Origin of the sequence: Arthrobacter sp. NPDC057009, assembly GCF_042673905.1 — a bacterium.
In the GTDB taxonomy this organism is placed as follows: domain Bacteria; phylum Actinomycetota; class Actinomycetes; order Actinomycetales; family Micrococcaceae; genus Arthrobacter.
Genome location: NZ_JBHUSB010000029.1, coordinates 33,702 through 46,784, shown reverse-complemented (window position 1 = coordinate 46,784; position 13,083 = coordinate 33,702). Strand labels below are relative to the sequence as shown.

The following is a 13,083-nucleotide window of genomic DNA, read 5'->3' as shown; positions in this document are numbered from 1 at the left end:
GTACGAGGGGGGGTGGCCGGCAGATCTGCCGGCCTCCCGCCGTCGTGGTATAGCGGAGAGGGAGCTAGCCCGCCAGCCCGGCCACCAGGAAGATGACTGCGGCGATGGCGAAGCCCATGACGCCGATGAAGGTTTCCATGACCGTCCAGGTCTTCAGCGTGGTCTTGACGTCCATGCCGAAGAATCGGCCCACCAGCCAGAAGCCGGAGTCGTTCACGTGCGAGACCACCACGGAACCGGCGGCCACGGCGATCACCATGGCGGCGATCTGCATGCCGTTCAGTCCCGCGGATGCGACGGCGGGGGCGATGAGCCCCGCGGTGGTGGTCAGGGCCACGGTGGCGGAACCCTGGGCGATGCGCAGGATCGAGGAGATCAGGAAGCCGGCCAGGATGAGCGGAATGCCCATGTTGCCCAGCACGTCGGCCAGCGCGTCGCCGATGCCGGAGGTGCGCAGCACGCCGCCGAACATGCCGCCGGCACCGGTGATCAGGATGACCGAGCAGACCGGTCCCAGCGAGGATTCGAGCAGCTTCTCGAGGGCGCCGTTGTGAACACCGCGGCGGGCGCCGAGGACGAACATCGCCACGAGGACGGAGATCAGCAGGGCCACCGGGGTTTCGCCGAGGGTGCGCAGCACCTGGAACCACTGCTCTTCCTTGACGGTCTCGGGCAGGACGCCGGAGGCCGCGAAGGTGTTCAGGCCGGTGTTCATGAAGATCAGGACCAGCGGCAGGAGCAGCAGGCTGATGACGGTGCGGAAGCGCGGCGGGTGTGATTCGGCCTCGGCGGAGGCGTGGCCGAGGAGCTCCGGCACCGGAAGCACCAGCTTCTTGCCGGTCCACAGGCCGTACAGGTAAGCGGTGACGTACCAGGTGGGGATGGCGGTGAGCAGGCCGGCGATGGTCACCAGGCCGACGTTCGCTTCAAAGAAGGCCGACGCCGAGACCGGGCCCGGGTGCGGCGGCAGGAAGATGTGCATCACGGAGAATGCGCCGGCGGCCGGGAGGCCGTAGCGCAGCACTCCCCCGCCCAGCCTGTGGGCGACGGCGAAAACGACGGGGAGCATGACCACGAGGCCGGCGTCGAAGAAGATGGGGAAGCCGAAGATGAGCGAGGCGAGGCCCAGCGCGAAGGGGGCGCGCTTCTCACCGAAGATGCCGATCAGGTAGTCGGCCAGCACCTTGGCGCCGCCGCTGGTTTCCACGATGCGGCCGAGCATGGCGCCCAGGCCGACGAGCAGTGCCACGGTCCCGAGGGTCGTCCCGAAACCGTTGATCAGCACCGGCACCACCTGGTTGGCGGGGATTCCGGTCGCGAAGGCCGTGGCAAGGCTGACCACGATCAGGGCGAGCAGCGCATGCATGCGCAGCCTGATGATCAGGAACAGCAGGACGCCGATCGCCGCGGCCGCGATGAGCAGCAGCGGTCCTGCGCCCAGCGTTTGAGTCCATCCTTCGATGGTCATGGTTCTCCTTTGAAACAGATTTCTTGGGGGGTGGGGATAGAAAGAGAGTGAAGGGGCGACTAGTTGGCAGGAGGTGCCTGGTCCGGGGAGAGCTTGAGCGCGGCCAGGATGGACTGGATGAGTTCCTCCGGGGTGCGGGTGATGTCGAGGCGGAGGCTTCCGGCCTCCACTTCCGCGTCGGTGAGGGGCTCCAGCGTGGCGAGCTGGCTGGGCAGGAGCGTGGGCGGCATGAAGTGGCCCTCACGTCCCTGCATGCGCTCGCTGAGCAGGTCCGCCTCGCCGTGCAGGTGGAGGAAGATGACGCGGCCTTCGGCCTTGGCCAGGAGCTGCCGGTAGCTCTGCTTGAGCGCGGAGCACGTGAGTACGGTGCTGTGGCCGTCCCGCGCCTGGGCGGTCATCCAGTCCTGGATCTGCTGCAGCCATGGCCAGCGGTCCTCATCCTGCAGCGGAATGCCCTGGCTCATCTTGTCGATGTTGGCCTGGGGGTGGAATTCGTCGGCCTCGGCGCAGGCCCAGCCGAGGTGCTTGGACAGGGCCGCGGCGATCGTGGACTTGCCCGAACCGGCAACGCCCATGACCACCAGATGCGTGGCTGGATACTGCATGTTTTACCTCCGAAGAAGACGTCTTTGGCTTGTGGAAGAAGCTCAATCTGCAGCCCTACTCGGTCTGCGCTGGGAATAAGGTATCACCAATTCATCCAAAAGATACTATCTTTTCGTGTCACAGGTCATACCTTTTCTTTTTCTTCCGGTACTCTGGAGAGGCGCTCGGCGCGCTGAGGGAAGGCAGGATCATGTCGACGGCGACAGAAGACCACGCGGATAACGCGTCCGACGGCGGGTTGTCACCCGCCATGCATGAACGCGTGCTTGACGCTGTGGGCGTGGCCATCGCCTCCGGCAGCCTCGCGCCGGGAAGCCGCCTGACCCTCGAGGGCCTCCAGCAGGAGTACGGCATTTCCCGCACTGTTGCCCGGGACACCATGAAGGTCCTCGAATCGATGAACCTCGTCTACTCCCGCCGGCGGGTGGGCATCGTGGTGCAGGACCCGCAGCTCTGGAACGTCTACGATCCCAAGCTGGTCCGCTGGCGCCTCGCGTCGGAACGCCGCGCCCAGCAGTACGCCAGTCTCACGGAGCTGCGCATCGCCGTCGAGCCCATTGCGGCGGCCGGTGCCGCCCGCCGGGCCAGCGCGGCAGAGCGCAGCCAGCTCGTGGCCTTGGCCGCGGACCTGCGGCGGCTGGGTGAAGCGGGCGAGCTGGAGGCATTCCTCCAGGCCGACATCGCCTATCACCGGCTGCTCCTGAAGAGCTGCGGCAACGAGATGTTTTCGGCCCTCGACGAGATGGTGGCCGAGGTGCTGACCAGCCGGACGAAACAGGGCCTCATGCCGTTCAAGCCCCGGCCCGAAGCGCTCGACGCCCACGAGAAAGTGGCGGCGGCGGTGGCCGGCGGGGACGCCACGGCTGCCGAGGTCGCCATGCACCACATCCTCGACGAGGTGCGTGAGGCGATGGGGCTGCATCTGGCCCCCGCCGCTGGCTGAACTTTTGAAACCGAGCCTGTCGAATCTCCTGGGCCGGAACATAATTTAACCCCGCTCAATCTTTCACGTGCCGTGCACGCGGGCGGGTAATTCACCGGCTGGGCCCTAAGGGGTTGCCGGCATCCTGGCGAAGGTGGGCCGGGCTGGTCCACCGCCTCGCACCCTTACCGAAATGGAAACACCGGTCTCAGAGGGTTGGAAGAAAATGTTGTGCAGGACCAGAACAGGATTGATGTCCCTGGTCGCGGCTGCTGTCTTGGCAGCAGGATCCTTGCCCGGGACTGCCGCCGGCAGCTCCGTGCTTCATGACGATGATGATGATGACTCCAAGCTGACCTCCCAGCAGCGCGATCTCGTCGAGACGCTGAGGGATGTCACGGAGGACTACCGTTCGCTGGATGAAGCGATGGAGGACGGCTACAAGAAGGTGACGGGATGCGTCGAGAAGGCGCGTGTTGGCGCGATGGGATTCCACTACGCCAAGAACTCCCTGATCGATGCCAAGACTGACGCACACCATCCGGAAATACTCGTGTACATGCCCAACAGACATGGACGGTACAAGCTGGTTGCCGTTGAATTCCTTTCCACGGCGAAGAAGCGCCCCGTGATTGCGGGCGTGAAATTCGACAACGGGCCGTTCCCCAAGACTTTCGCCCTGCATGCCTGGGTGTGGCGGGAGAATCCTGACGGCATGTTTGCTGCCTACAATCCGGACCTTAAATGCCGCAAGTAGCCGAATGCCGTAAATAGCCGAGTGCCCTAGATGACCGAAACTGACGGGAGGCCGGCAATCTTGCCGGCCTCCCGCCGTCGTGCTTCCAGCTGGCCGGCGGCCGCGCTACCAGAGCCGTGCGCTGGAGTACGGAACGCTGGGCAGGTCACCGGCTTCCCACGACTTATGGGAGCGGATGCTGGGGCTGTGTCCCCGGCCGTCGGTGAGGACGGATCGGACGGTGGCCGTGACAACCCAGAGTCCGATGAGAAGCAGGATAACGAGCAGTGCCATGGTGTTTGTGCCTCGTGGTGTGGGCGGATGGGATGACTTCAGTGTCCGGAGCGGGCGTGTGAGCAAGCGTGTGAAGGCCCGCTGACGCCGTGGAGGGCCGGGGCTACAATGGCGCGTATGGCCGAAAGCACCATTCGGCTCCTCGGTCCGCCGGCGATCGAGTCCACTGAAACCGCTCCCCCGCAGCCCCGGGGCCGCAAGGCCTGGGCCGTGCTGGCCTACCTTGCGCTCCAGCCGGACGGCACGGGGCGGTCGCGGCTGGCAACCCTGCTGTTCCCGGATGCGGCGGATCCCCTCGGCGCGCTGCGCTGGAACCTCTCGGAGCTTCGGCGGACACTTGCCGGCGTGACGTTCGACGGCGATCCGGTCCGGCTGGCGCTGCAGCCGCCGTGGCGGTGCGACGCCGTCGAACTGGTCTCATCGGGTGCGCTCCCCCGCCCGGACCCGCGCAGCCTGAACGGCCAGCTGCTGGAGGGCCTGTCCTTCGCCGACTGCCCGGTTTTCGATTCTTGGCTGGCGGACCAGCGCTACCGGCTGGAGAACTGCGCGCAGTCTTTGCTGTACGAATCCTCGGTGTCGGCGCTGGCCTCCGGCGATCCGCGGGAGGCAGCTGAGCTTGCCTCGCGTGTGCTGCGGCGCGACCCCTTCCACACAGACTGCAACGCCGTGCTGGTCAAGGCACTGGTGGCGGCCGGCGAGCACCGGCGCGCACGGCAGCACGTGGCGCAGTGCGCCGACCTGTACCGCGACGAACTGAATCTGCCGCTGCCGCCCGAGATCCGCCGCGCTCTGGCAGGCGCGGAACCCGAGACCGACCCGGGGATCCCCGCCACGGCTACCACGGTGCGGTCCTACCTCGACGCCGGCGGAGCCTCGCTGCTGGCCGGGGCCGTGGACCGGGGGCTGGACCAGCTGCGGCTCGCCGTCGTCCTGGCCCAACGCACGCCGGACAGGCACCTGCTGGCCGAGTCGCTGGTGACGCTGGCCGGGGCGATGATCCACCAGGCGGGCGGCCGCGGTGCGGAGGTGGCGGATTTCCTGCACCGGGCGCTGTCGGCGGAAGCACCGGCGGCCGGCACGCCGCCGGGCAAGCCGCCGTCGGACGCGTCGCCGTCGGAAAAACACGACGGCGCGTCCCCCACGTCCGCGGCCGCCTACCGCGAGCTGGGGTACTTGTCCGTCCAGCGCGGCGTTCCGGACCGGGCAGCGGGCTGGCTGCAGCGGGCAAGTTCGGCCGCTGCCGGATTCCCCGAGGAGCAGGCACGGGTCCTGGCGATCCAGGGCATGCTGGCCTCGGACACCGCCAGGTACGGGGATGCGATAGATGTGCTGACTGCGTCCATCCGGCTGGCGCGGGAGCTGCGGAACCGCCGGCAACTGGCGTTCAGCAGCGCGCTGCTGGGGCGGGTGTGGCTGCTGCGCGGCGAGCTGGAACAGGCGGTCGAGCCGCTGGACCATGCACTGCAGTGGATTCTGGCCGAGCACTGGACGGCGTTCGAACCCTTTGTGGCAGGAGTGCGCGGAGAAACCTACCTGGCGGCAGGTGATCTCGAGGCCGCCGCGGAAATGATCGACAGGTCGTGGGTGCTGGCGGACCTGGCCGGGGACCACTGCTACATGGCCCTCGCGGCGGGGGCGGAAGCCCGCTTGTTCCTGGCACACGGCGACCTCGCCGCGGCGCAGCACTGGGTGGACAGAGGGATGCAGCCCAAACCCTGGTACCTCTGGTATTCGGCCCGGCTGCTGGACGTCGCCGCGGAAGTGGCCATCGCCGCAAGGGATGAGCGGACTGAAGAAGTGGTGGAGAGGCTCGGGGCACTCGCGAGCCGGAGCGGAATGCGTGAGTTCGTGGTGCGGGCGCAGTCCCACCGCGCCGTGCTCGGCGATGAGGCTGCAGCCCAGGCCGTTCCCTGGCTGGCGAAGCAGATCGACAACCCCGCCCTGACCGCATTCCTCGCGGCGCGCGGGCAGCTCTGAAGTCAGCTCAGTCAGCGGTCATTCAGCACTTGGCTGACTTCCAGGAAAAACTTCACGCCGCCGTCGGTCAGCAGCCGTTGCCGCCATCCGGTCTCCCGCGGTTCCATCAGTTGGAGGCAGCCAAGCGCACGCCTGACGGTTTGGTTGATGTCCGATGCCCACGCCTCGGGTATGGCGTGGCCGGAGCGGGTAACGAAACCGGCGGCCTCCAGGGCAGCGCGGATCGCTTCCACCTTTCGGTTCCAGGGCGGGGCGATGCCGGTGAGATGCCAGAACGCGTAGAGCCGGGTGACGAGGTAGACGGCGTCATGTTCCGGCCTGCCGATTTTGTCGATGACAAGATCCCACAGGTCTGCCGGCCGCTCCAGGGCCCGCCTGCCGGCGGGTGTCAGCACCAGCCGGCCCTTCAGTTTCCTGAGCAGCCGCCATTTGATGACGTGCTCCCGGAGCTCCATGACGGGTACCGCGTGCGCCTCCCGGTTCGCCTTGCCCACCACCAAGTCGCTCCAGCCGAGTTCCTCCAGGGCCCGCCGCACCAAGGCTGGTTTCAAGTAGCCGTCCTTGGTGAGTTCCACGCCGTCGGGCGACGCCTGCTCCAGCAGCCAGCGGACCGGCCGCAGCACGGCATCGCGGTCCTCGTCCGTGAGCGGCTGTGGCCACCATTGAAGGCTGAGGTTCCGCAGCTTGCGGTTTACGTTGTGAACGTCAAAGGCTGATGCATCGAATTGGCGGCCGCTCAGGCCGGTCAGCTGAAAGACCCAGCTGTCCGCGTCCGCGTACTCGGCATGGTTCCCGTCCGCCAGGATCTGCACCAGCCGTATGTAGCCGGCCGCACCACCCGAATCTTCCACGGGACCCCGGCTGGCACCCTCCAGGCAGACCAACTCCCCGGCAGCAAGGTCGACGGCGCCCAGAAGTTCCACCTCATGCGTCCAGCAGTCACCAAAGTCGTACTCGTACTCAATGCGGGACCTTCCCGGCTGTTTCGCGTCCAGAAGGTCCGAAAGTACGACGCGGGAAACCGCCGCGGCCTCAGCTTCTTCCGTTTCGTAGTCCGGCCCGGCGAGAACCGCTGGCTTGCCTTTTCGGTCCGCGTACCGGATGCCGTAGAGGTGCCGGTCCTCCCAGCCGAAGGCCGCCTGGACAGCGAGATGGAATTGGGGAACAGTCAGGTCCGCCGGCAGCTGAAGCCTGCGCCAGATCTCCGGGTCGGTGCCCTGAATACTGACGCGCAGGTCGAAGGCGGGGACGGCGTCGGTGGAGTGCATGATGGCCATTCTTCCAGCGAGATGACAGTGGCGTCGAAGCGCTCGATCAACGAAAACAGGGCCCGCCAAATTTGGCGGACCCTGTTCGGAACCTAACGGTCCGGGAACTCTAGGAAATTAGAGAGCCTGGATGTTCACGGCCTGGGGACCCTTGGGGCCCTGCTCGGTTTCGAAGGAAACCTTCTGGTTCTCTTCGAGGGAGCGGAAGCCGGAGGAGTTGATCGCGGAGTAGTGCGCGAAAACGTCCTGGGAAGAGTCGTCCGGGGAGATGAAGCCGAAGCCCTTTTCAGCGTTGAACCATTTGACGGTGCCAGTAGCCATTATTTTGTCCTTCGTGAAGGTGGAGGATGGTTCCCGACTTTCGGGTCCTCCGGTGTGGGGTGTTCAAAACCGCTACTTCAGAAGAACGCGGACTTTCGACCGCGCGTACTGCCTGAACTACCAAATGCAAACACAACAACGTGACTAACTCTACAGGAGATCCGCCCGCCACCGCGCCAAACTTGCAGGAACAACCTTTCGGCCACATCAGAGGTACTGCGTGAACCACTCGGCGGCCAACTCGGCTGCCTTGGCGAGCGTTCCCGGTTCTTCAAAGAGGTGTGCGGCCCCCGGGATGATCTCCAGGCGGGTGGGCGCCTCCATGAGGGCCATGGCCTGGCGGTTAAGGTCGAGGACCTGGGAGTCGGCTCCGCCGACAATCAACAGGGTGGGGGCACGCACCGCGGCAAGCCTCTCGCCGGCCAGATCCGGACGGCCCCCGCGGGAAACGACGGCGGCCACCTGCGCATCGGCTTCAGCCGCGGCCCACAGGGCGGCGCCTGCTCCTGTGCTGGCCCCGAAATAGCCGATCCGGCTCGACGACGTGGCCTGCCTCGCGACCAGCCACCGGCTTGCAGTCGCGAGGCGCCCGGCGAGCAGGGCAATGTTGAACACGTTTGCGCGGTCCGGTTCCTCGGCCGGCGTAAGCAGATCAAGCAGCAGCGTGCCCAGGCCGGCGTCATGGAGGACCGACGCCACGTACCGGTTACGGGGGCTGTGACGGCTGCTGCCGCTGCCGTGGGCGAAGACGACGACGGCCTCACAGGGTGAGGGCAGGTGCAGGCTGCCGCGGAGCCGGACCTCTCCGCAGGGTATGTCCACTTCCTCCTCGATTCCGGCATCCCCCGCTGCCTGAAGAGGCCGGCGCGGTGGCCGGGCCGCGGCGTCGAGCATCCGCAGAACCTCGTCGTCCTCCGTCGGCGCGAAGTCACGGTAGTAATAGCCCACGGAGTGGAACATCGTGGCCGGTACCAGGCACACGACGTCGTCCGGTTCAGTAAGCGAGGCGAGCACCCGGGCGGGAGCAACAGGCACGGCCAGGATCACCTTTGCCGCGCCGAGTTGCCTGGCCCTTTCGCATGCTGCGCGCGCCGTCGAGCCGGTGGCCAGGCCGTCGTCGACGATGATGGCCGTGACGCCGTGCAAGTCACTGTGCGTCCGCCCGCGGCGATACCTGGCCAGCCAGCTTTCCAGAAGCTTCCGCTCCTTGCGTTCGACTGCTCCCACATCCCGTTCAGTGAGCCGGTATGTGGCGATCACGCGCTGATCAAGTACCCGGGCGCTTCCCTCTCCGATGGCCCCCATGGCAACCTCGGGCTGGAACGGAACCCCCAGTTTCCGCACAACAATCACATCCAGCGGGGCATCGAGTGCTTTCGCCACCTCGACGGCAACCGGAACACCGCCGCGGGGCAACCCCAGCACCACCGTATCCTGGCCCCGCAGCCCGGCCAGCCTGTCTCCCAGCCGCCGGCCCGCATCGGCCCTGTCCAGGAACTCGAACATCGAGGGTGATCCCTCCCTTCAGAGGCGGCAACGCGAGTAACATCACCAGCACCAGCAATTCCAGTCAACGCCCTTCCGCCAATGCCTTCAAGGGAAGATCTGGAAGCCGGCCCTACCGGAGGGGGAACCATGGAAATGCCCAAAGCCACCGAGGCCGACAAGGAGCGCTTCCGGGCCGCGCTGCCGCCGGATCCCGAGGTGGTGGTGAAGCCGATGTTCGGGAACCTGGGCGCGTTCGTCAATGGCAACATGTTCGCCGGGCTGTTCGGGCCGACCATCGGAGTCAAGCTCTCGGACGAGGACCGTGAAATGCTCGAGTCGTCGGAGCGGACTGTGCCGTTCGGCCCGGCGGAGCGTCCGATGGGCGGCTATACCGGGCTGCCGGAAATCTGGAACGAAGAGGGCGACGGCGACACCACGCGGGCCAGGGCCTGGGTAACCAAGGCCTTCAATTTCGTGGCAGGGCTGCCGCCCAAGGAACCGAAGGCCAAGGCCCCCAAAAAGTAACGGAGCTAAGGCTGGACCACGTCCACCAGTTCTGAGCGGCTGCCGCTCTCCAGGTCCTCGATGAGGACCAGCGAGCGGACCTCGGGGCAGTAGTACTTGTGCTCCCGAGCGTTCTTCTCCAGCGGCGTCCAGTCGAGGACCTTCACGCAGTCGGTGTATTTGCGGGCCTTGGTGGTGACGGCCTGGCCGGTGGCGATGGTGTCCCTTATGTCCTCCGCGTTATTGATGTAAAACTCCTGGCGGTAGGAATCGCCGACGCGCTGGTCGGCCTTCATCCAGATGCCGGCTTTCGCCCCGTCCTTTCCGTGCAGGAAGCTGCCCGCATGGTGGATCAGGATCCCGTTCCAGTAATTGTTCACGTCCTCCCCGAAGTACCACACGTCCCCGTTTTTATGCTGCGCCAGGTAATCCCTGGTCTCCTCTACCAGCTGGCCGTTCTTGTACTCCTTGTCCAGATAGACCACAGTCTCGAAGCCCTCGATCTGCATCTTCTCCGGCAGGATCTCGATCTCGATCCGCTCGGTGACTCTGCCTCCCGCCGTCGTCTCATACGTCATTTTCTTGCCGACCGGGAGGGCGAAGTACTTGTTGGTGATGTCGGTGGTGAAATCCGCCGGACTGATCTGCGGGTTGTACTCCCCGGCCCTGCTTCTTTTGATGTTGTCGTTGTAAAAAAAGACCGCCCCGCCGGCAACCAGCAGCAGGACGAGAACACCGAGGAATATTTTGGTTCGCAATAACATGACCTTTTCCCACTCCTTCTGAGTAGAAATTCCTGTTCAGGGTCAGAGCACCGTTGCTTGCCCATGGCCATGGGAAAAAGGTAGTGCAGCCCGCCCGGAACCAGAAGACCCCAATGCGGACACCTCCCAGGCCATGATCCCGGCCGGCGCCCACCCCTTGCCTGCCACCCACGGGCATTCTAAAATTAGATAACTTAGTTTTAGAAGGTGCGCCATGGAACAGGCACAAGCACGCCGCACCGGCAAGCAGCAGGGCGGCGGTTGAGATGGACTGGCAAGGCTGGGCGCTGTTTGGGCTCCTCGCCACCACTGCCCTGACCGCGGTGCTGATCGCCTGCCAGATGGCCGGCTGGACAAGGCTCGACCTGCCGCTGGTCCTGGGCAGCCTCGTCACGCCGGATCCGGACAAGGCGCGGGTGGCCGGGTTCTTCATCCACCTCGCGGCCGGCCAGGTCTTCGCCCTCGGCGACGCGGCGGTTTTCGCTCTGCTGGGCCGAGCCACGTGGTGGATCGGCGCACTGCTGGGCCTCCTGCACGTCGCCGTCGCACTGACCGTCATCCTGCCCCTGCTGCCGGGCATTCATCCGAGGATGGCCAGCACCAGGGCCGGCCCGGCCAGCCGTTCAGCCCTCGAACCGCCGGGCCTGCTCGGCCTGAACTACGGGATCCAGACGCCGGCAGTAGCCTTGGCGGCCCACCTGGTGTACGGCTCGCTGCTCGGACTGCTCCTCACCGCTGGCTGACAGGGAGAAGGTGAAGCCACGTGGAAACCAGGATGCACTCCCCCGCCCTGGAGGACTACGGGCTGCTGGGCGACACGCGGACTGCCGCACTGGTCTCGGCCGACGGCGGCATCGACTGGCTCTGCGCGCCCACCTTCGACGGCGATCCCGTCTTCGGCGCGCTGCTCGGCGGCCCCGAAGCCGGCACCTTCCGCGCCGGCCCCGCCTTCCCCGCCGAACGCCTCGTCCGCCGGTACCGGCCGCACACGGCGACGCTCGAAACGGTCTGGGCCGCGGACGGGGGAACACTGACCCTCACCGAAGCGATGGTGGCCGAGGTGTCGGGCCGCCTGCTGCCCACCACCCTCCTGATCCGGCGGCTGGAGGCCGACGGCGCACCGGTCCGGGCCGCCGTCGACTTTAACCCCCGATTCGGCGAGCGCCATCTCCGCCCCCGCGTCCGGCGGGGGCAGCATCTGGTCTGCGAATGGGGCGCCCTGGCCATGTCACTCGGCTGCAGCGGCGGGTTGCGGGTTGAGCCGGGTACGACGGCGGAACTCACCGTTGAGCCCGGCCGTCCCGTGGTGATGGTGCTTGGGTTGGCATATACGGAACCGCTGATCTGGGTGGATCCGGAGACGGCGTGGGACCTTGTGGAAGCCGATGAGGACCGCTGGCGGGAGTGGACGTCGGGCATCAGCCGGGACGTTCCGTTCCGTGAACCGGTGCTGCGGAGCCTGCTGACGCTGAAGCTGCTGACCTACTCCCCCTCGGGAGCACCGGTGGCCGCCCCTACCACGTCACTGCCGGAGGACCCGGGCGGCATCCGCAACTGGGACTACAGGTACGCCTGGCCGCGGGATGCCAGCATCGGCATCGCCGCGTTCCTTGGTCTGGGCAAGGACGCCGAGGCACTGAACTTCCTGAACTGGCTCCTGCACGCCAGCAGGCTGGAGCGGCCCCGGCTGCCGGCACTGCTCACCCTGACCGGCGGGCATGTCCCCCGCGAGCGCACGCTGGAGAACTGGCCGGGCTACGCGGACAGCGCTCCGGTTCGGGCGGGCAACGGCGCCGCGCACCAGCATCAGCTGGACGGCTACGGCTGGGTGCTCGACGCCGCGTGGAACCTCGTGCGGCAGGGGCGGCGCCTGAACTCGGAGACGTGGCGGGCGATGCGCAGCTTCACGGATCTGGTGGCGCGGCGGTGGCCGGAACCGGACGCGGGCATCTGGGAAATCAGGGCCGATGCCGCGCACCATGTGCATTCGAAGATCATGGGCTGGCTCGCACTTGACCGGGCACTGCGGATTGCCGAAACCCACCGCATCAGCGCCCGGCGGCGGCGCCGGTGGGAGACGGCACGAAGCGAGCTCACAGCCGACATCAGGGCGCAGGGCTTCGACGCCGCCCGGAACACATACACGCGCTCCTACGGATCGGCCGATCTCGACTCGGCCCTGCTGATCCTGCCCGTGACCGGCTTCGAGGATTCCGGCTCTCCGCGGCTGCGGGGGACGGTGGATGCGGTGTGGGCTGAGTTGTCGGCCGGCTACCCCTTCCTCTACCGCTACCCGCCCGGCCAGGACGGGCTGCCCGGTGATGAAGGAGCTTTCCTCCCGTGTTCCTTCTGGCTGGCCCAGGCCCTCGCCCTGACGGGACGGGCAGCCGAGGCTGCGGAACTGTTCGAGGCGCTGCTGGGCTACGCGGGACCGCTGGGCCTGTTCAGCGAAGAAGCCGATCCCGCCACCGGAACGCTCCTCGGCAACTATCCGCAGGCGATGACGCACGCCGCGCTGGTCCAGGCGGCGCTGGCCCTCCGCGACGCGTCCCGCCAGCTGGCGCCCCTCCCGCAGACCGCGGGCCCGAAGGAAGCCTGACTCCTCCACCGGCACAGCCCTGACGGGAATTTTCGGGGTGAGCCCCCCGCAAAAGGGGGAACCGTCTATCGGATCCTAGGAAAATCCCAACGTCCGGGCGGCAGGCTCGGCGTGGGGGGCATCAACTACACAAACG

The 13,083-nt window shown here is 66.7% G+C and carries 13 protein-coding genes; 6 read left to right on the top strand and 7 right to left on the bottom strand.

From position 1 onward, the window contains the following. Positions 1 to 64 precede the first annotated feature (64 nt). Positions 65 to 1,468, bottom strand: coding sequence for a GntP family permease (locus ACFTR6_RS20570; protein WP_377959286.1), 1,404 nt, complete (start codon positions 1,466 to 1,468; stop codon positions 65 to 67). 59 nt (positions 1,469 to 1,527) lie between these two features. After that, positions 1,528 to 2,073 carry a gluconokinase gene (locus tag ACFTR6_RS20565; RefSeq protein WP_076798508.1) on the bottom strand — a complete coding sequence of 182 codons (546 nt, stop codon included), beginning with the start codon at positions 2,071 to 2,073 and terminating at the stop codon, positions 1,528 to 1,530. A 191-nt stretch (positions 2,074 to 2,264) separates the two neighbouring features. Here ACFTR6_RS20565 and ACFTR6_RS20560 point away from each other — a divergent pair, with 191 nt between their 5' ends. Together ACFTR6_RS20560 and ACFTR6_RS20555 are read left to right on the top strand one after the other, a co-directional pair. After that, complete coding sequence (locus ACFTR6_RS20560; RefSeq protein ID WP_087872914.1) at positions 2,265 to 3,017, top strand: FadR/GntR family transcriptional regulator; 753 nt, start codon at positions 2,265 to 2,267, stop codon at positions 3,015 to 3,017. A gap of 232 nt (positions 3,018 to 3,249) precedes the next feature. Further along, on the top strand, positions 3,250 to 3,753 hold the full coding sequence (locus tag ACFTR6_RS20555; RefSeq protein WP_377959285.1) for a hypothetical protein: 504 nt from the start codon (positions 3,250 to 3,252) through the stop codon (positions 3,751 to 3,753). 105 nt (positions 3,754 to 3,858) lie between these two features. Here ACFTR6_RS20555 and ACFTR6_RS20550 read toward each other — a convergent pair whose 3' ends face one another. Further along, complete coding sequence (locus tag ACFTR6_RS20550) at positions 3,859 to 4,026, bottom strand: hypothetical protein (protein ID WP_377959284.1); 168 nt, start codon at positions 4,024 to 4,026, stop codon at positions 3,859 to 3,861. A gap of 117 nt (positions 4,027 to 4,143) precedes the next feature. Between ACFTR6_RS20550 and ACFTR6_RS20545 the strand changes: the two genes are divergently transcribed. Further along, on the top strand, positions 4,144 to 6,003 hold the full coding sequence (locus tag ACFTR6_RS20545; RefSeq protein ID WP_377959283.1) for a tetratricopeptide repeat protein: 1,860 nt from the start codon (positions 4,144 to 4,146) through the stop codon (positions 6,001 to 6,003). Between the two features lie 11 nt (positions 6,004 to 6,014). Here the strand turns inward: ACFTR6_RS20545 and ACFTR6_RS20540 are convergent, their stop codons facing one another. The 3 genes from ACFTR6_RS20540 to ACFTR6_RS20530 all read right to left on the bottom strand — a co-directional run bounded on the left by ACFTR6_RS20540 (position 6,015) and on the right by ACFTR6_RS20530 (position 9,098). Then, entirely contained in the window at positions 6,015 to 7,271 is a 1,257-nt protein-coding gene (locus tag ACFTR6_RS20540) for a plasmid pRiA4b ORF-3 family protein (protein ID WP_377959282.1), read from the bottom strand. Positions 7,272 to 7,388: 117 nt separating this feature from the next. After that, positions 7,389 to 7,592 carry a cold-shock protein gene (locus ACFTR6_RS20535; RefSeq protein ID WP_076798513.1) on the bottom strand — a complete coding sequence of 68 codons (204 nt, stop codon included), beginning with the start codon at positions 7,590 to 7,592 and terminating at the stop codon, positions 7,389 to 7,391. Between the two features lie 207 nt (positions 7,593 to 7,799). Then, complete coding sequence (locus ACFTR6_RS20530) at positions 7,800 to 9,098, bottom strand: phosphoribosyltransferase family protein (protein ID WP_377959281.1); 1,299 nt, start codon at positions 9,096 to 9,098, stop codon at positions 7,800 to 7,802. Positions 9,099 to 9,227: 129 nt separating this feature from the next. Here ACFTR6_RS20530 and ACFTR6_RS20525 point away from each other — a divergent pair, with 129 nt between their 5' ends. Beyond that, on the top strand, positions 9,228 to 9,605 hold the full coding sequence (locus tag ACFTR6_RS20525; protein ID WP_377959280.1) for a TfoX/Sxy family protein: 378 nt from the start codon (positions 9,228 to 9,230) through the stop codon (positions 9,603 to 9,605). A 5-nt stretch (positions 9,606 to 9,610) separates the two neighbouring features. On the opposite strand, the gene ACFTR6_RS20520 is transcribed toward ACFTR6_RS20525, so the two are convergent. Then, complete coding sequence (locus tag ACFTR6_RS20520) at positions 9,611 to 10,348, bottom strand: hypothetical protein (RefSeq protein ID WP_377959279.1); 738 nt, start codon at positions 10,346 to 10,348, stop codon at positions 9,611 to 9,613. A gap of 266 nt (positions 10,349 to 10,614) precedes the next feature. On the opposite strand from ACFTR6_RS20520, the gene ACFTR6_RS20515 reads away from it, so the two are divergent. Continuing rightward, a complete protein-coding gene (locus ACFTR6_RS20515; protein WP_377959278.1) occupies positions 10,615 to 11,091 on the top strand; it encodes a hypothetical protein in 477 nt (158 codons plus the stop codon). A 20-nt stretch (positions 11,092 to 11,111) separates the two neighbouring features. Further along, positions 11,112 to 12,947 carry a glycoside hydrolase family 15 protein gene (locus ACFTR6_RS20510; protein ID WP_377959277.1) on the top strand — a complete coding sequence of 612 codons (1,836 nt, stop codon included), beginning with the start codon at positions 11,112 to 11,114 and terminating at the stop codon, positions 12,945 to 12,947. The last annotated feature ends 136 nt before the right edge of the window (positions 12,948 to 13,083 follow it).